The 16,006-nt window shown below is 72.3% G+C and carries 18 protein-coding genes; 8 read left to right on the top strand and 10 right to left on the bottom strand.

The genetic code is table 11. The annotated features are described in order from the left end of the window. Positions 1 to 553: 553 nt before the first annotated feature. Genes hemE through AB0383_RS46720 form a run of 4 tightly spaced genes read left to right on the top strand, consistent with a single transcriptional unit; the run spans position 554 to position 5,183 of the window. Positions 554 to 1,651: a uroporphyrinogen decarboxylase gene (gene hemE / locus AB0383_RS46735; RefSeq protein ID WP_364174259.1), complete on the top strand. Its 1,098-nt coding sequence runs from the start codon at positions 554 to 556 to the stop codon at positions 1,649 to 1,651. Then, entirely contained in the window at positions 1,648 to 3,057 is a 1,410-nt protein-coding gene (hemG, locus tag AB0383_RS46730) for a protoporphyrinogen oxidase (RefSeq protein ID WP_364174256.1), read from the top strand. The genes hemE and hemG overlap by 4 nt, the downstream gene beginning before the upstream one ends. A 51-nt stretch (positions 3,058 to 3,108) precedes the next feature. Further along, positions 3,109 to 3,801, top strand: a complete 693-nt coding sequence (hemQ, locus tag AB0383_RS46725; RefSeq protein ID WP_220238375.1) for a hydrogen peroxide-dependent heme synthase — start codon at positions 3,109 to 3,111, stop codon at positions 3,799 to 3,801. A 5-nt stretch (positions 3,802 to 3,806) separates the two neighbouring features. Then, entirely contained in the window at positions 3,807 to 5,183 is a 1,377-nt protein-coding gene (locus AB0383_RS46720) for a CoA transferase (RefSeq protein WP_366190942.1), read from the top strand. On the opposite strand, the gene AB0383_RS46715 is transcribed toward AB0383_RS46720, so the two are convergent. The 8 genes from AB0383_RS46715 to AB0383_RS46680 form a co-directional block, all read right to left on the bottom strand. Then, complete coding sequence (locus tag AB0383_RS46715) at positions 5,173 to 5,445, bottom strand: hypothetical protein (protein ID WP_366190940.1); 273 nt, start codon at positions 5,443 to 5,445, stop codon at positions 5,173 to 5,175. The two genes, AB0383_RS46720 and AB0383_RS46715, sit on opposite strands and share 11 nt — an antisense overlap. 48 nt (positions 5,446 to 5,493) lie before the next feature. Next, a complete protein-coding gene (locus tag AB0383_RS46710) occupies positions 5,494 to 6,297 on the bottom strand; it encodes a DUF692 domain-containing protein (protein ID WP_366190938.1) in 804 nt (267 codons plus the stop codon). Beyond that, positions 6,290 to 7,270, bottom strand: coding sequence for a TIGR04222 domain-containing membrane protein (locus tag AB0383_RS46705; RefSeq protein ID WP_366190985.1), 981 nt, complete (start codon positions 7,268 to 7,270; stop codon positions 6,290 to 6,292). Before AB0383_RS46705 ends, AB0383_RS46710 begins: the two co-directional genes overlap by 8 nt. Positions 7,271 to 7,385: 115 nt before the next feature. After that, positions 7,386 to 7,679: a hypothetical protein gene (locus AB0383_RS46700; RefSeq protein ID WP_366190936.1), complete on the bottom strand. Its 294-nt coding sequence runs from the start codon at positions 7,677 to 7,679 to the stop codon at positions 7,386 to 7,388. A 636-nt stretch (positions 7,680 to 8,315) separates the two neighbouring features. Next, the gene (gene msrB / locus AB0383_RS46695) at positions 8,316 to 8,741 is read right to left on the bottom strand and encodes a peptide-methionine (R)-S-oxide reductase MsrB (protein ID WP_220247509.1); all 426 of its coding nucleotides are present in this window, start codon (positions 8,739 to 8,741) and stop codon (positions 8,316 to 8,318) included. Positions 8,742 to 8,760: 19 nt separating this feature from the next. After that, positions 8,761 to 9,066, bottom strand: a complete 306-nt coding sequence (locus tag AB0383_RS46690; RefSeq protein ID WP_220238380.1) for a hypothetical protein — start codon at positions 9,064 to 9,066, stop codon at positions 8,761 to 8,763. A gap of 106 nt (positions 9,067 to 9,172) precedes the next feature. After that, positions 9,173 to 10,849: a serine/threonine-protein kinase gene (locus tag AB0383_RS46685; RefSeq protein ID WP_364188388.1), complete on the bottom strand. Its 1,677-nt coding sequence runs from the start codon at positions 10,847 to 10,849 to the stop codon at positions 9,173 to 9,175. A 117-nt stretch (positions 10,850 to 10,966) separates the two neighbouring features. After that, complete coding sequence (locus tag AB0383_RS46680; protein ID WP_366190934.1) at positions 10,967 to 11,641, bottom strand: TVP38/TMEM64 family protein; 675 nt, start codon at positions 11,639 to 11,641, stop codon at positions 10,967 to 10,969. Positions 11,642 to 11,706: 65 nt separating this feature from the next. Between AB0383_RS46680 and AB0383_RS46675 the strand changes: the two genes are divergently transcribed. The 4 genes from AB0383_RS46675 (at position 11,707) to AB0383_RS46660 (ending at position 14,819) form a co-directional block, all read left to right on the top strand. After that, positions 11,707 to 12,729 (top strand): DNA polymerase domain-containing protein, encoded by a 1,023-nt coding sequence (locus tag AB0383_RS46675; protein WP_366190932.1) that lies wholly within the window; start codon positions 11,707 to 11,709, stop codon positions 12,727 to 12,729. A gap of 221 nt (positions 12,730 to 12,950) precedes the next feature. Beyond that, the gene (locus AB0383_RS46670) at positions 12,951 to 13,343 is read left to right on the top strand and encodes a DUF6221 family protein (protein ID WP_364188227.1); all 393 of its coding nucleotides are present in this window, start codon (positions 12,951 to 12,953) and stop codon (positions 13,341 to 13,343) included. Between the two features lie 48 nt (positions 13,344 to 13,391). Continuing rightward, a complete protein-coding gene (locus tag AB0383_RS46665; protein WP_366190929.1) occupies positions 13,392 to 14,387 on the top strand; it encodes an LLM class flavin-dependent oxidoreductase in 996 nt (331 codons plus the stop codon). A gap of 180 nt (positions 14,388 to 14,567) precedes the next feature. Then, on the top strand, positions 14,568 to 14,819 hold the full coding sequence (locus AB0383_RS46660; protein ID WP_366190927.1) for a S1 RNA-binding domain-containing protein: 252 nt from the start codon (positions 14,568 to 14,570) through the stop codon (positions 14,817 to 14,819). Between the two features lie 52 nt (positions 14,820 to 14,871). On the opposite strand, the gene AB0383_RS46655 is transcribed toward AB0383_RS46660, so the two are convergent. Both AB0383_RS46655 and AB0383_RS46650 read right to left on the bottom strand, forming a co-directional pair. After that, positions 14,872 to 15,375, bottom strand: coding sequence for an AAA family ATPase (locus AB0383_RS46655; protein ID WP_366190925.1), 504 nt, complete (start codon positions 15,373 to 15,375; stop codon positions 14,872 to 14,874). Beyond that, positions 15,372 to 15,992 carry a maleylpyruvate isomerase N-terminal domain-containing protein gene (locus tag AB0383_RS46650; RefSeq protein WP_366190923.1) on the bottom strand — a complete coding sequence of 207 codons (621 nt, stop codon included), beginning with the start codon at positions 15,990 to 15,992 and terminating at the stop codon, positions 15,372 to 15,374. Before AB0383_RS46650 ends, AB0383_RS46655 begins: the two co-directional genes overlap by 4 nt. Positions 15,993 to 16,006: the final 14 nt, after the last annotated feature.

Genomic DNA, 16,006 nt, shown 5'->3' with positions numbered 1-16,006 from the left:
GCAACGACTGTAGGGCGGCGACGCCCCGTTGCGGACGCAGGCGCGCCGAGGGACGACCCGACCGGCCCAGTGGTCCGCCGGCGCGTCGCCGGGGCGGACGAATCGGGCGCGGAGGCTTGATCAGGCCGGTCGTGGTGGGAGTTCTGGTCGCGGCTTCGGCGGTCGGGCCGGGGTGGGGGAGCCGCGACTGCGTGCTGACCGAACTTCGGCGATCGGATCCGATGCGCCCGGACTGCGTCGTCCCCGGCCGCTTGTCCGGGCCGGGTGATTCGGGCGCGGCGGCTTGAACCGGCCGGAAGGCTGGTCGGACTTCGCGGGGCGGGCCGGCGGAGCGCGAGGACCGTGGGTGTGGGCAGGCGTGGCTTGACCGGAGGTCGGCGGCCGCTTGCGGCCGGAGCGCCGGTGGGGGTTGTGCGGCCGGTCCGATAACCCGGCCCCGGAGGCCTCCGAGCGGCCCGCCGGCTGCTCGCCGCCCGCGAGCGACGGAGGACGAACGCGGCCGAATCCGGCGCCGGGGCCGCCCCGCCCAGGCGGGAGCACCAGGCGTGGGACGATGGGCTTCGTGGCTGAGCTTTCGTCTGTGTCTGAGTCCTTTGCGTCCGAGACCGCCCCGGCTGTCGCGGCGCGGCGTGTGCTGGCGGAGTCGCCGTTCCTGGCCGCGGCGCGCGGGGAGAAGCCCGTGCGCACGCCCGTGTGGTTCATGCGCCAGGCCGGGCGGTCGCTGCCGGAGTACCGGAAGCTGCGCGAGGGCGTCGCGATGCTCGACGCGTGCTTCGACCCCGAGATGCTCGCCGAGATCACGCTGCAGCCGGTGCGCCGGCACGGTGTGGACGCGGCGGTCCTGTTCAGCGACATCGTGGTGCCGCTGAAGGCCGCGGGCCTGGACATCGACATCGTGCCCGGCACGGGGCCGGTGGTGGCCGAGCCGGTGCGCGACCGCAAAGCCGTGCGGGCGATTCCGCTGCTGGAGACCGAGCAGGTCGAGCGCGTGGCCGAGGGCGTGGGCCTGCTGGTGGAACGCCTGGGCGACACGCCGTTGATCGGCTTCGCCGGCGCGCCGTTCACGCTGGCCAGCTACCTCATCGAGGGCGGTCCGAGCCGCAACCACGAGCACACCAAGGCGCTCATGCACGCCGAACCCGAGCTCTGGCACGAGCTCGCCGGCCGCCTCGCCGACATCGCGCTCACCTTCCTTCGTGCGCAGCTCGACGCTGGCGCCGACGCCGTCCAGCTGTTCGACTCGTGGGCCGGCGCGCTGTCCGAGCGCGACTACCGCGAGTTCGTCCAGCCGCACTCGGCGAAGGTGCTGGCCGGCGTCGCGGGCTACGGCGTGCCGCGGATCCACTTCGGCGTCGGCACGGGCGAGCTGCTCGTGGCGATGCGCGAAGCGGGCGCCGACGTCGTCGGGGTCGACTGGCGCGTGCCGCTCGACGAGGCCGTGCGCCGGCTCGGCGGCAAGGCCGTGGTGCAGGGCAACCTCGACCCGGCGCTGCTCTACGCGGGCTGGCCGGTGATCGAGGCCGAGGTCCGCCGGATCGTCGACGAGGGCCGCGCGGCCGACGGGCACATCTTCAACCTCGGCCACGGCGTGCTGCCGAGCGTCGAGCCCGAGGTCCTCACCCGCGTCGCCGAGCTGGTGCACTCGCTGTGAAGCACGTCGCCGTCGTCGGCGGCGGCATCTCCGGCCTGACCGCGGCCTACCGCCTGCGGACGCTGCTCGGCGACGGCGTCGCGATCACCGTCTTCGAAGCCACCCCCGCCGTCGGCGGCAAGCTGCGCACGGCCGAGGTCGGAGGCGTGCCCTACGACGTCGGCGCCGAAGCCTTCCTCGCCCGCCGGCCCGAGGTCACGGCGCTGGTCGCCGAGGTCGGGCTGGGCGAGCACCTGGTGCACCCCACGAAGGCGCGCGCCAAGATCCACGCCGGCGGCACCGTCACGGGCCTGCCGCCCGGCACGGTCATGGGCGTGCCCGCCTCCGCCGACGCCGTGGCCGGCGTGCTCTCGGAAGACGGCCGCCTCGCCGTCGAAAAGGAACGTTCCCTCGGCCCCGTCGAGCTCACCGCCGCCGACGTGGCTCTCGGTCCGCTGCTGCGCACCCGCTTCGGCGACGAGCTCGTCGATCGGCTCGTCGACCCGCTGCTCGGCGGTGTCTACGCGGGCGGCGCCGACGGCCTCGGGCTGCGCGCGACCATGCCCGGCCTGGCCAAGGCCGTCGCCGAGGGCGCCGGGTCGCTCACCGACGCCGCGGCCGCCCTGCTGCCGAAGACCCCCGGCACCGCGCCCGTGTTCGGCACGTTGACCGGCGGCCTGACCACACTGCTGGACCGCCTGCGCGAGCTGTCCCGAGCCACCGTGCGCACCTCCGCCACCGTCCGCGCCCTGACCCGCACCGCGAACGGCTGGCGCCTCGACGTGGGCGCCGCCGCCCCGGCCCACGCTCCCGAGGACACCCCGGTGAACGTCGACGCCGTTGTGCTCGCCGTGCCCGCCCCCGCCGCGCGCAAGCTGCTCGCCGACCTCGTCCCGGCCGCGTCCCAGGCGTTCGGCGAGGTCGAGCTGGCCTCGATGGCCGTGGTCGCCCTCGCGCTGCCGCCCGGCACCGAACTGCCCGACGCGTCGGGCATCCTCATCGGCGCCGGCGAGAAGGACGCCGAGGGGGTGCCGTACGCGTCGAAGGCCTTCACCTTCTCCGCCAACAAGTGGGCCCACTACGGCGCCGCCGGCCCGGTGCTCGTCCGCGGCTCCGTCGGCCGCTTCCGCGAGCAGGGCGCGCTGAACGGCGACGACGAAGCCCTGGTGCACGCCGTCCGCGACGACCTCGCCCGCCTCACCGGTGTCACCGCACAGCCGCTCGACACGCTGGTCACCCGCTGGGGCGGCGGCCTGCCGCAGTACGGCGCCGGGCACCTCGAGCGCGTGACGCGCATCGAAACCGCCGTCAACGAGCTGCCCGGCCTGGCCGTCGCGGGCGCGACGCTGCACGGCGTCGGGCTCCCGGCGTGCGTCGCCACCGCCGACGCCGCCGCGAAGCGGATCGCGGCGAGCTTCACAGTGTGACGTGACGGAGGCGCTTGGCGCCCGGAAGCCGTGCGGTGCGAGGATGGAGCCATGGCGCGGCTGAACTACAACGAGCTCAACGACAGCATCCGTTACACCGCCTGGTCGGTCTTCCGGGTCGAGCCCGGCCGCCTCGGCGAGGACCGCGGGACCGCGGGGCAGGAGACGGCGGAGTTCCTCGACGGGCTCGCCGACAAGGGCGTGGTGGTGCGCGGCGTCTACGACCTGTCCGTGCTCCGGGCCGACGCCGACTACATGGTGTGGTGGCACGCCGAGGAGATCGAGCAGGTCCAGGCCGCCTACAACGGCTTCCGGCGCACGCCGCTGGGCCGCGCGTCGACCCCGGTGTGGAGCCAGGTCGCACTGCACCGCCCGGCGGAGTTCAACAAGAGCCACATCCCGGCGTTCCTCGCCGGTGAGGAAGCGCGCAAGTACATCTGCGTGTACCCGTTCGTCCGCTCCTACGAGTGGTACCTGCTCCCGGACGAGGAGCGGCGCAAGATGCTCGCCGACCACGGCAAGGAAGCCCGTGACTACCCGGACGTGCGCGCCAACACCGTGGCGTCGTTCGCGCTCGGCGACTACGAGTGGATCCTCGCGTTCGAGGCCGACGAGCTGCACCGCATCGTCGACCTGATGCGCCACCTGCGTGCGACGGAGGCCCGCCGCCACGTGCGCGAGGAGATCCCGTTCTACACCGGCACGCGCGTGGCGCCCGCCGAGCTCGTCGCGGCACTGCCGTAACCGCCGTGCAGGACGTGCTGGCCGGGGTGTGGCAGACGCTCACCGGCGAATCCCTCCCGGCCGTGTCCTTGACCGGCGACGAATCCTTGCTGCCCGGCACTTTCCGGGTCGAGGCCGCCGCGACGGCGGGCATCGCGGCCGCCACGCTCGCGGCCGGTGAGCTGCTGCGCCTTCGCGGCATCGAACCCGGCACGGTGGGTGCGGACACGCGCCACGCCGCGGCCGCCGTGCGCAGCGAAGCTTTCGTGCGCGTGGACGGCGAGCCGCCTGCGAGCCCGTGGGGTCCGATCGCCGGCGACTACCTCGCTTCCGACGGCTGGGTGAAGCTCCACGCGAACTATCCCCGCCACGAGGCCGCCGTGTGCTGGTCGCTCGGCGTGCCCGCGCAGCGCGACGCCGTCGCGAAGACCGTGGCCGCCAAGACCGCCGCCGAGGTCGAGTCCGCCGTGGTGACGGCGGGCGGCGCGGCCGCGCTCATGCGTTCGCGCGACGAGTGGCTCGCGCACCCGCAGGGCCAGGCCGTCGCCGGCCTGCCGCTCGCCGAGATCCGGCAGATCGGCGACGCGCCGAAGAACACGCTTTTCGACTCCGACCGGCCAATGGGCGGGGTCCGGGTGCTGGAGCTGACGCACGTGCTCGCCGGGCCCGTCGCCGGCCGCGTGCTCGCGGCCCACGGCGCGAACGTGCTGCACGTCGGCGCCGCGCACCTGTCGCGCATCCCCGCGCTGACGATGGACACCGGCCACGGCAAGCGTTCGGGGTTCGTCGCGCTCGACACCGAGGGCGGCCGCGCGCGGCTGAAGAAGCTCATCGCGCGCGCCGATGTGGTGCTGCAGTCGTTCCGTCCCGGCGCGCTGGAGCGAATCGGATTCGGTCCGGAGGTGTTGGCCGAACTGCGACCGGGTCTTGTCACGGCCGACCTGTCGGCCTACGGCTGGGCCGGCCCGTGGGCCCGCCGCCGCGGGTTCGACAGCCTGGTGCAGATGGCCTCGGGCATCGCCGAGGAAGGCGCTCGCGTCGCGGGCACCGACCGGCCGACGCCGCTGCCCGCGCAGGCGCTCGACCACACCACGGGCTGGCTCGCGGCCGCGGCGATCATGACGGCGGCGCGCCGCACGGTCGTCGAGGGTGGCAGCTGGAACGTGCGGTTGTCTCTCGCGGGAACGGGTCGATGGCTGGATTCCTTGGGGCGCAAGGAACCTTCGGTGTCCAGTGTGGACTCAGTGGATTACGGCGACCTCGTCGAAGAAGTCGACAGCGACTTCGGCAAGCTCACCCGCGTGAAGATGGCCGGCGACCTGCCGGGCGCCCAGCCGCACTGGGATCACCCGTCGCACCTGCCCGGAGCCGACAGCGCGGTGTGGCACCCGGTCAGCTCCTGAACCAGCGCCGCCGCTTCGCGGGTTCTCGGGCGGCGACCCAGGCGGCGAACGCGTCGGCGTACTCGCGCGCCCGGATCGTGTCGGTTTTCGGGTGCGCGGCGGCGTAGGCGGCGAAGAGCGGGCCGAAGCGCTCGCCCAGGCTTTCGGCCAGGTCGGGGCGCAGATACGCCATGAGCCGGCGGCGTTTGGTGAGCAGGACGCCGGCTTCGACGCGCAGCCGGTCAGGCGCGAAACCCGGCGGGGGTGGGGCGCCGGTGAGCAACGCGTCGAGCAGCGCGGCATGCCGGGCGGCGAGCGAGCTCCTCGCGGCTCACGCCGTCACCGTCGTGTGCAGGGCGGCGAGCTCCGCGGCCAGCTCGGTGTCGGTGGGGTAGTCGTCGTCGCGTTCCAGCAGCACGCCCGGCGGGTCGGTGCGGCGGCGCAGCTCGGCGAGCAGGTCGAGCACCTCGGGCAGTACCGGGTGCGCGTGCGTGTCGTGGTAGACGCCGTCGCGCTCGACCCCGCCTGCCATGTGCACGTAGGCCAGGCGCTCCCAGGGAATCCCGTCGAGAAACGCCACCGGGTCGGTGCCGACGTTGCGCGCGTTGGCATACAGGTTCGCCACGTCGATGATCAGCAGGCACCCCGTGCGCTCGGTCAGCTCGGTGAGGAACTGCTCCTCCGACAACGTGTTCTCGGGCCACTCCAGTACGGCCGCGATGTTCTCCAGTGCCAAGGGGACGTCCACAATGGACTGGGCGAGTCGGACGTTGGCCACGAGCACGTCGAGCGCTTCGCGCGTGCGCGGCAGCGGCAGGAGGTGCCCGGAGTCGAGCCCGCCCGCGCGGACGAAGCACACGTGGTCGCTCGCGAGCGGCGCGTCGAGCGCCCGGGCCAGCTCGGCGAGGTGCTCGACGCGCTTCGTGTCCAGCGGCTCCGCCCCGCCGAGCGAGAGCGACACGGCGTGCGGCAGCACGGGTAGGCCGCGCTGCCGCAATGCCTGCAGGCTCTCGGGCGGGTGTGGCGCGTGGAGGTTCTCGGCGACGACCTCCACCCAGTCGACGCCCGGCAGCCGCGCGATCGACAGGTCCAGCTCGGCCCGCCAGCCGATGCCGACACCCAGCCGGTCAACCACCACAACCCCCGCCGCCGCACGAAGAACCGCAGGAGGAGCCGCCGCTGCTGCACGAAGACCCACTGCTGCACGAAGACCCACTGCTGCTCGACGAGCTGCTGCAGGACGAACCACCGCTCGACGAACCACCGCCGGACCCGGCGAACGGCTGGACCGGCGGGATCAGCGCCGCGCTCAGCTCGTCGTCCGGGTACATCACGAGCCCGCCCAGCGCCACGGCGCCGGCCGCTCCGGCGAGCAGCAAGGCCGGCTGCGCCGCGCCCTGCGTGCGGCTCGACCCCCGGGCGCGCGTCAGGGCCCCTTGGCCCTTCGCCGTGATCCGCACGCGCTTGCGGTTGCGGTTGCGCACCACGCTCGCGACGACCGTCAGCACGAGGACCACCACGAGCAGCAGGAACAGCCAGCCAACGGGCCGGTCGTTCGCCGCACCCGTCACGAACCGCACGGCGCCGATCGCCACGAGGATCAGGTAGGCGAGCAAGATTGTGGTGTGGAACGGACGTGCTTCGCTGCCGGAGGTGAGCAGGCCGGTGCGCTGCATATCGCCTTCGAGGTCGCTCATCGCCTTCGACCGCGCGGCCTTAACCCGCAGACTGCGGGTCGTGCCGCCGGTGGCGCCCTTCGCCCCCTCGTGCACCGAGCGTTCGATCCTGTGCGACGGGTGTTTGCCTGCCGCCGTCAAGAGCCCTTCGCTGTTCACGCGCAGCAGACCACGATCCACCAGCGCCGCGATCGCCGTGTCGGCCACGCGCTCGGGCCCGCCGGCCAGGTACGCGAGGTGGTAGACGTCCGGCAGCTCACCGGTGTGCTGGCCCGCTCGCGGGCGTGCGACGCGCGGCCCCACCACCTGCACCAAGAGCACCACGGCCAATGCGATTCCGTACCACGCCAGGAACTGCGGTCCCGAAATCCCCCAGTTTCGTCCACGGCTTGCCTCCTCACTCTCGTAGTCGCCGGTACCGACCAGGTTCACCGAGTGGGTCGGCACAACTGACGCCGTCGGCGGCGCCACGGTTCCGTCAGCAGCTGGTGGAGCCGCCGCCGCGTCCTGAGCCGCCGCCGCAGCTCGAACCGCCTCCACCACAGCTTCACCCACGGCCGCAGCGTGAGCCGAGGTGTAGCTCGCCACCGCCGAGACGGGTGGGGCCGGCATCCGATCTGAAGTGGCTTGGGTTTCGGCCGCGGCGCAAGGCGATCCGCAGCCGGTGGTCGATGTGATCGCCCAGTCCACCGACCGCGCTGGCCTCGGCGGCTCCCGTCACGACGCTGCGGTCCGCCCACGCCGCGCGCATCGCTTCGCAACTGGCTTCGGCGGGCCGCGCCTGTTGCCGCGCTTGTTGCCACGAATGGGCGAGCACCACGGCCTCGAGAACCACGACCACGCCCACCGCAACGGACGAGTTCGCGGGGAGGTTGGAGCGACAAAGGTCGCGCCCCAACTGCGACTGACGGTGGTGAGCGGCGAGGCCCCGCACATCCGGGGTCAACCGACCGGTTGGCCTGCCTGGCCGCCGCAGCCGGCATTGTCCCCACTCGGTCGGGTTGTGGACAGATGCCGAACCTGGCCGTCTTTCGTCGGATCTTGTCGGGGGTGGCCGATAGAATGGAACGGGGACGCCCCCCTTGGGGAGGGCGGGGGTTTGTCCTCGCGCGACCGGTCCTCGTGCGCCATGAGGAAACGTTCCGTGGCGCGGCCTGCTGCCGGCTCGCGAATCGCGGAAGCCCCGCACACCAGGGCGACGTCGGGAACGGTGGCGGGTCCGCACATCTGGGCCCCGGTTGGGAACAGTGCAGCCCGTGGTTGCCTGAGTGCGGCTCGGCAACAGCGGAAGCTCCGCGCATCCGGGCACGCCGAGCAGCGTGCCGGTGATGGTGGCGATGAGGGTCATGGCGCCTCCCGGAGCGTCGTGTTTCGTGCACGCGTGGGAAGCCGCCGTGGTTGCCGGGAGTTTCCCTAAGCCTTCCTCAAATAAAAGCGCCCTCCCGGTGGGGGAGGGCGCTCTTGGGTGATCGTCGTGTCACTCGGTCTCGGGAACGAGCTTCAGCGAGATCGAGTTGATGCAGTAGCGCTGGTCGGTCGGCGTGTCGTAGCCCTCGCCCTCGAAGACGTGGCCGAGGTGGCTGTGGCACGAGGCGCAGAGCACCTCGATGCGCTTCATGCCGAGTGTGCGGTCTTCGCGCAGCAGCACGGCGTCGGAGTCCGCCGGGTCGAAGAACGACGGCCAGCCGCAGTGGCTTTCGAACTTCGTGTCGCTGCGGAACAGCTCGGCACCACAAGCCCGGCACTCGTAAGCGCCGGTGGTCTTGGTGTCGGTGTACTCGCCGACGAACGGCCGCTCGGTGCCGGCCTGGCGGAGCACCGCGTACTCCTCGGGGTTGAGCTGCTCGCGCCACTCCTGCTCGGACTTCACCACACGGGGCGTGGTGCCGACCACGGGTTTCATACCTTTCACGTCGCCCACGTTACCCCGCCAGGAAAGCGATCGCGTGGGTCACGATCTGCCATGCGGTCACGATCACCCCGAGCACGATCAACGCCGCGATGAGCGCCGAAACCCAGTAGCGCAGCCCGCCCGCGCGGCTGCTGGAGTCGGCGAAGTCGGAGACCTGGTCGAGGCACGCTTCGACGGTGAACGTCGGGCCCGTGCGCTCCATCCGGTCGAGGTGCGCGGCGAACGCGCGCGCCTCCGGGTCGTACGGATCCAGCCCGACGAGATCCTCGTGGAACCGAGGATTCCAGCCCGGCTGTACAGCTCCGCTCTCGGCCATGGCTCCACGGTAGGCCATCACCCCTGCTCACCACACTCCCCGCGCGGCGAGTCTCACTGGTTCGCAACGGTGTCGTCGCTCCTGGTGACGGCGGGTGGGGGACCCGCTACTGGCTCGCCCCGCCGTCCGGCCGGGTGTCGCCGTTGAGCATCAGCGCACCGCCTTGCACGGCGATCACCTGGACGACCTTCGGCGCGGTGCCGCTGTCGGTCGTGAGGTTGATCTGGATGTCGACCGAGCCGTCCGGATTGTTCCGCCCGAGGTACGCGGAGGCGCCTTTGTACTTCTTGAGCACGTGCTGGCTCCAGTACGAGGTGAAGGCGTCGAGGCTGCCGTACGGAGCCTGCGCGGCGGGGGTCAGCATCGCCCACGCCGCCGCCGGATTGTCGCCGACCGCGCCGTAGAACTGCACGACGGCGTTGCCCGCGGGTTGCCACTGAACGTTGCCGTTCGACGCGACCGGCGGCGGCGCCGAGCTGCTTGACGGAGCGCTGGAGCTCGGCCCGGGCGCCGAGCTCGACTGCTGGGGCTGCTGGCCCGCCTGCGTGGAGGTGCCTTTGTCGCCGCCACCGCCCGAGCTCAGCACGAGGAACACCACCACCGCGATCACGACCACGGCCGCGGCACCGCCCGCGAGCAGGGCGAACTTGCGTTTGTTGTCGGCACGCGGCGGCGTGCTCGACGCATTGCGGTAGTTCGGCGCGGCGGCCGTCGGGGCCGGGCGGGGCTGCTGCTGCGTCGGCCGGACCGGGGGCGCCGGCTGGGCGGGCTGGGGCCGCGGCGGCGTGTTGGGCGGCGCGGCGGGCGAGCGCATCGGCATGAACGCCGCCGTCGGGGTGCGCGGCGGGTTCGACGGGGCCTTCTGCGCGGGGATCGGGGCGCCGGGCTTCGGGCCGTCCACGCGCTGCCACGGCGGACGTGAGCCGCCGCGGTCGAGGCGTTCGGTGGGGCCTGACGACAGCAGCTCGGGGCCGGCCGGTTCGCCCGACGCGAGCTTCGCCAGGCCTTCGCGGGCCTCGGCCATGCTCGGGCGCTCGCCGGGCTCGCTGCGCAGCAGGCTCATCAGCAGCGCTGTGGCCGGGCCGGCCTGGGTCGGCGGGTTGATCTGGCCGTTGGCGGCCGCGTACAGCAGCGCGAGCTGGTTGGTGGTGTTGCCGTAGGGCGTCTGGCCCTCGATGGCCTGGTAGAGCGTGGCGCCGAGGGCGAACACGTCGGAGCTGGGCACCGGGTCGGCGCCGCGCGCCAGCTCGGGCGCGAGGTACGCCGGGGTGCCGCCGATGAGGCCGGTCTGCGTGAGCGTCATGTCGCCGGCCGCGCGCGAGATGCCGAAGTCGGTGATCTTCGCGGTGCCGGTCTCGTCGATGAGGATGTTGCCGGGCTTCACGTCGCGGTGCACGATCCCGGAGCGGTGCGCGGCGACGAGCGCGGCGGCCACCTGCTCCCCGATGCGCGCGACCTGGCCGACGGGCAGCGTGCCCTGCTCGGCCAGCACGGCCGAGAGGCTCGGACCGTCGAGGAACTCCATCACGAGGCAGGGGTCGCCGCCGTGTTCGGCGATGTCGAAGACCACGATCGCGTTGGGGTGCTGGAAGCGGGCCGCGTTCTTGGCCTCGCGCATGGCGCGCTGGCGCATGTTGTCGCGTTCGGCTTCGGAAACGCCCGGCTGGGGGAGGATCTGCTTGATCGCCACCGACCGTTCCAGGCGCACGTCGACGGCGCGCCACACCACACCCATGGCACCGCTACCAATGTGCTCGACGAGGCGGTAGTGCCCCGCGATCAGCTGACCGGTGTCGATGGCGACCGCTCCTGACGAAATCCCGGTGATCGTGGCCTTACTCAGCGCGGATACCCCTCGCGCACCCGAACGAGTGTAGCGGTCGGGTGGATGTTGCCGCCGTCAGCCAGCCGGTGCGGAGACGGCGGGCTCTTCCTCGCCGACGGCGGGGCTGCGCTTCTTCAGCACCCTGACCAGGCCGACGGCTCCGGCTGCGGCGAAAACGGCGTAACAAGCCAGGAGCGCGGGCGGCGTGTCGCCGGTCAGCGCGTCGGCGAGGATCACCACGGCGACCGTGCCGGGGATGCTCCCGAGCAGCGTGCCGACCAGGTACGGCACCAGCTTCACCGTCGACACTCCGCACAGGTAACTCAACGGCGCGAAGGGGACCACGGGGATCAGCCGCAGCGAGGTGATAGCCAGCACGCCGCCGCCGGAGAGCCGTTCGTTCACGATGCGCACGGGCGCGCGGTGCAGGTGCCGCAGCACGAGGTCCCGGCCCAGCAGCCGCGCGAGCGCGAACGACAGGCCCGCCGCGATCGTCGTCGCCACCAAGCCGATCGCGATCCCCGCGACGCTGCCGACGAGCAGCCCGGCCGCGAGGTTGAACACGGTGCGCGGAATGGGCGCCACGGTGAGCAACGAATATGCGACCAGCAGCACCAGCGGCGTCGCCGGTCCGGTCGCCTGGGCCCAGCGGCGCAGGTCCGACGGGCCGGGGATCGGCAGGAACACCGCGGCCGCCGCGAGGAGGGCGAGCACGGTGAGCGCGAGGATCAGCTTGGTTCTGCCGGACACCCGGCCCACGGTAGAGGAAAACGTGATCGGCAGGCGCGCGGCGTGGATCCGGCTACGGTGGGCCCATGCCCAAGAACGGCGATCCGGTCGAGTACCAGGTGGGGGAGCGCACCGTCAGGGTCACGAGCCCGGACAAGGTGTACTTCCCGGAGCGCGGCATCACGAAGCGGCAGGTGGTGGAGCACTACCTCGCGGTGGGCGAGCCGTTGCTGCGCGCGATCGGCGAGCGGCCCACCACGCTCAAGCGCTACGTCGACGGCGTGGCGGGCGAGTGGTTCTACGCCAAGCGCGTGCCCAAGGGCGCGCCGGACTGGGTCCAGACCGCGCGGATCACGTTCCCGTCCGGGCGCACCGCCGACGAGGTCTGCCCGACCGAACCCGCGGTGTTCGCGTGGGCGGCGAACCTCGGCACGTTCGACTTCCACCCGTGGCCCGTTCGGCGGTCCGATGTGGACCATCCGGACGAGTTGCGCATCGACGTCGACCCGCCGGACTCGGCCGGCTTCGACGACGCCGTCGCGGTGGCGCGCGTGGTCCGCGAGGTGCTGGCCGACGCGGGGCTCACCGGCTACCCCAAGACGTCCGGCGGGCGCGGGGTCCACGTGCTCGTGCGCATCCGGCCGGAGTGGGACTTCATCGCCGTGCGCCACGCGGTGATCGCGCTCGGGCGCGAGGTCGAACGCCGCATCCCGGACAAGGCCACCGTTTCGTGGTGGAAGGAGGAACGCGGCGGCCGCGTGTTCCTCGACTACAACCAGGCGGCGCGCGACCGCACCGTCGCCTCCACGTGGTCGGTCCGAGGGACGCAGCGCGCGACTGTGTCCACGCCCCTGACCTGGGCGATGCTCGACGACGTGCACCCGGACGACTTCGACGTGCTCACCGTGCCGGCCTTCCTGGCCGAGCTCGGCGACCTCCACGCGCCGATGGACGAAACGGCGTTCGGCCTCGAAACCCTGCTGGAGTGGTACGAACGCGACGACCGCGACCTCGGCGGCGCGGAACTGCCCTACCCGCCGGACTATCCGAAGATGCCGGGCGAGCCCAAGCGCGTGCAGCCGAGCAAGGCGCGGCCCGACACCGAGTGACCGCCTCGTCGCCGCGGGTGCTCACGGTCCGTGATCAACTTCGGCGAACGCGAAAAATTCCCACCTTTACGGCTGCGTAACGTTCCCGCAGGTCAGGCTGGGAGTGGAGTAGCGTCCGGCGGGCTCGGGTTGTCCCCTGGCACAGCCGGCGCGTAACACCCCGGCGCCGCGCGGCGACTATCCCGCGCCGGAGGAGCCCGGCTCGAGGAGGGAGGCCTTTCGTGGACGACCTGATCGCGTTCCTCGCCGCGCGGGTGGGTCAGCGGCAGGCGCTGATCATGCAGGCGGTGCAGAAGGCGAAGACCGGCGAGGCGCTCAACCGCGGCGAGACGAAGGTCGCGGTCGAACAACGCGTACGCGCGCTGGGCGACAACGAGCTCGACGTCGTCAACCAGATGATCAACGAGGTCGAGGTCACGCGCCGCATCATGCTCGCCCACCGCACTACGGTGTCCGAAAAGGTCCCCGGGTTTCCTTTGTACGGCAGCGAATACTGGTGCGAGACCTGTCACGTCCCCGCCGACGAGGCGGGATCGAACTGGTGCTTGACGCTGCGGCTGCTCGCCCTGCCGTACGCCGAGCACCCGGACTACAGCGAACGCTGGCGGCCGTAGCTCGTCACGCCGGGGAATCCGCGGCCACGCGGCCGTGTTGATCCAGAGGTGACGTTCCGGATCTCCGTGCTCGACCGTTCGCCCGCCAGGCGCGGGCGGGGTAGCGCGCAGGCGCTGCGGGACACCGTCGCGTTCGCGCGGGACATCGAGGCGCTCGGGTATCACCGGTTCTGGGTGTCGGAGCACCACAGCGTGCCCGGGGTGGCCGGGTCGGCGCCGACGGTGCTGGCCGCGGCGGTCGCGTCGGTGACGTCGCGGATCCGCGTCGGCACGGGCGGCGTGATGTTGCCGAACCACCGGCCGCTGGTCGTCGCGGAGCAGTTCGGGGTGCTGGAATCGCTGTTCCCGGGCCGGATCGATCTGGGGCTGGGCCGGTCGGTGGGCTTCACCGACGGCGTGCGGCAAGCGCTCGGGCAGGGGCGCGAGGCGGCCGAGGACTTCGGCGGCCAGGTGCGCGAGCTGCTCGCGTTCTTCCGCGGCGACCAGACGGCTTACCCCGGCGTGCACGCGATCCCGGCCGAAGGGCTGAGCCTGCCGACGTTCCTGCTGGCCACCGGCTCCGGCGCGGACCTCGCTGCCGAGCTGGGCCTGCCGCTGGTGATCGCGCCGGCGCGCGGGGAGCGGGCGATGGTCGAGGCCATCCGCCGGTACCGGGACACGTTCGCAGGAGCGGGAACCGAGCCGCATGTCGTCGTGTCGACATCGGTCGCCGTCGCCGATACCCGCGAACAGGCGCGCCGGCTGCTGGTGCCCGAGGCGTGGTCGACGGTGTACTCGCGCAGCCACGGCGTCTTCCCGCCGCTCTCGCCCGTCGACGAGATCCTGGCGCTGCCCAAGACCGACCGCGAACGCTCGCGCCTCGACGACATCGTCGCGAGCCAGATCGGCGGCACCCCCGCCGAGGTGACCGACCGGCTCGGCGAGCTGGTCGAGGCCACCGGGGCCGACGAGCTCCTGGTCAGCACGAGTACCTACGACCAGGCTGCCCGCGTCGAGTCGTTCGCCGCGCTCGCGGAGCTGGCCGGGCTTTCGGTCTCAGCCTAAAAACGCTTACCCGCGGCGGAACACACTGCTACGGTGAACGCATGACTGCCGGGTCGGCCGAGAGCCGTGAGCAGACGGGGTACCCGGCCTTGCCGTGACCCCCCGGTGGGCCCGTGGCCCACCCTCCCGAAGCGAACTTCCGAGGACATTCCTGCGGTTCGCGAAGGGAGGTGAAATCGTTTGCCCACATCGGAAACCAGCGCCGCGGAAACCACCTGGCGCTCCTGGCTGTCCGAGCACGCCGCGGGCGGAGTGCTCGACGGCGTGGTCGTGCAGCAGCTGCCGTTCGGCGCGTTCGTCGAGGTGGCGCCCGGCATCCAGGGCCTGCTCGTGACCGACCGCGGCGCCGCTCCTGAAGTCGGTGCCCGCCTGTCGGTGCGCATCGAGCAGATCGACGTCGAACGCCGCCGGTTCAGCCTCGTCACGGCGTGACGCGCGGGGCTGGGGCAGAAGCGCTGCTGCCCCACCCCTCAGCTCACCTTCTTCAGTTCACCGCGGCCGAAATCGTGCGCGCCACCTCGGTCGGCGGTGTGTCCACTGTGTCCAGCACCGTGCCCGATTTCTTGAGCCACGGCAGGGCTTTCTCGTACGCGTCGAGGTGATCCAGCCGCCACTGCCGGATGCTCGGTTCGTCGGCCTCGATGCGCCGGAGCAGCTCGTCGCGGTTCGCGTGCAGCACGAAGTGGTGCACGGTGATGCCGCGCGCGGACAGCCCGTCGAAGATCTCGCGCGCGTACCGCTCGACGAGGATCGTCTGCGGGGCCACGAGCGGTCCGCCGGTGTGCGCGTGCACCCGCGCCAGCGTCTCGACCACCAGCGGTCGCCACAGGTCGAGGTCCTGGAAATCGCCCTCAGGCTCGGGAAACGGCACGCGCAGCAGGTACCCGACGTACTCCGGGTCGAACACCCGCGCCCCCAGCAGCCCGGTGAGCTCCCGCGCGGTCGTGGTCTTTCCGGAGCCGAACGTCCCGTTGAGCCAGACGATCATCCCAGCGCCACCGGAGTGAACTCCGCCGGAGCAGGCAGCCGGCCCGTGGCGAACAGCAGCGCCTCCCGGTCGTCTTCCGAAGGCAACGGCCGCCCGACAACGCCCTCCATGATCGCCCTCGTCGCTGCCAGTGTCGACGCCGGTGGACCGTCCACATCGGACAGGTGCAGCGTCAGGTCGAGGTGGTGCAGCGTCGCTTCGACCACGTACGTCGTGAGGAAGTCCGCGACCGTCAGCACCTCGTCGCGAGTTTCCACGCGAGTGGCGGGATCCGCAGCCGCCGCGGCTTTCCCGGCGGCGACGGCGAGGTCGTCGAAGTGGTGCAGCAGCGATTTTGGTCCCGAGTACGCCGAGGCGCCGCGGCGGACGAACGCCGATTCGGCGTCCGTGCCGTCGCCGGGGGAGCCGGGCTCCCAGTAGGTCACGGCGTCGCGTGTCGCGGGCGCGTCGGTGGTCGTCACGAGCGTGATGAGGATGTCCTGCGCACCGATGACCAGGTGGAACACGAGGTCCTGCACCAGCCACCCGGCGCAGCCGGACGGCGAGACCCACTGCGCGTAGTCGAGAGAGTGGACGGCTTCCTGCAGGGCGCCCCAGGCCCGGGGGAAAAGATCCATGCCGCACCCTAGCG

The sequence above is a fragment of the Amycolatopsis sp. NPDC051373 genome (assembly GCF_040689465.1).
GTDB lineage: Bacteria > Actinomycetota > Actinomycetes > Mycobacteriales > Pseudonocardiaceae > Amycolatopsis.
Note: the sequence above shows the minus strand (reverse complement) of the source record. Positions and strands in the feature narration are given on the sequence as shown.

What these genes read in the sequence shown, in the direction of transcription:
- hemE (WP_364174259.1), top strand. Translation starts at nt 554, where the DNA reads ATGGGCTTCGTGGCTGAGCTTTCGTCTGTGTCTGAGTCCTTTGCGTCC.
- hemQ (WP_220238375.1), top strand. Translation starts at nt 3,109, where the DNA reads ATGGCGCGGCTGAACTACAACGAGCTCAACGACAGCATCCGTTACACC.
- msrB (WP_220247509.1), bottom strand. Translation starts at nt 8,741, where the DNA reads ATGAAACCCGTGGTCGGCACCACGCCCCGTGTGGTGAAGTCCGAGCAG.
- AB0383_RS46690 (WP_220238380.1), bottom strand. Translation starts at nt 9,066, where the DNA reads ATGGCCGAGAGCGGAGCTGTACAGCCGGGCTGGAATCCTCGGTTCCAC.
- AB0383_RS46675 (WP_366190932.1), top strand. Translation starts at nt 11,707, where the DNA reads ATGCCCAAGAACGGCGATCCGGTCGAGTACCAGGTGGGGGAGCGCACC.
- AB0383_RS46655 (WP_366190925.1), bottom strand. Translation starts at nt 15,375, where the DNA reads ATGATCGTCTGGCTCAACGGGACGTTCGGCTCCGGAAAGACCACGACC.
- AB0383_RS46650 (WP_366190923.1), bottom strand. Translation starts at nt 15,992, where the DNA reads ATGGATCTTTTCCCCCGGGCCTGGGGCGCCCTGCAGGAAGCCGTCCAC.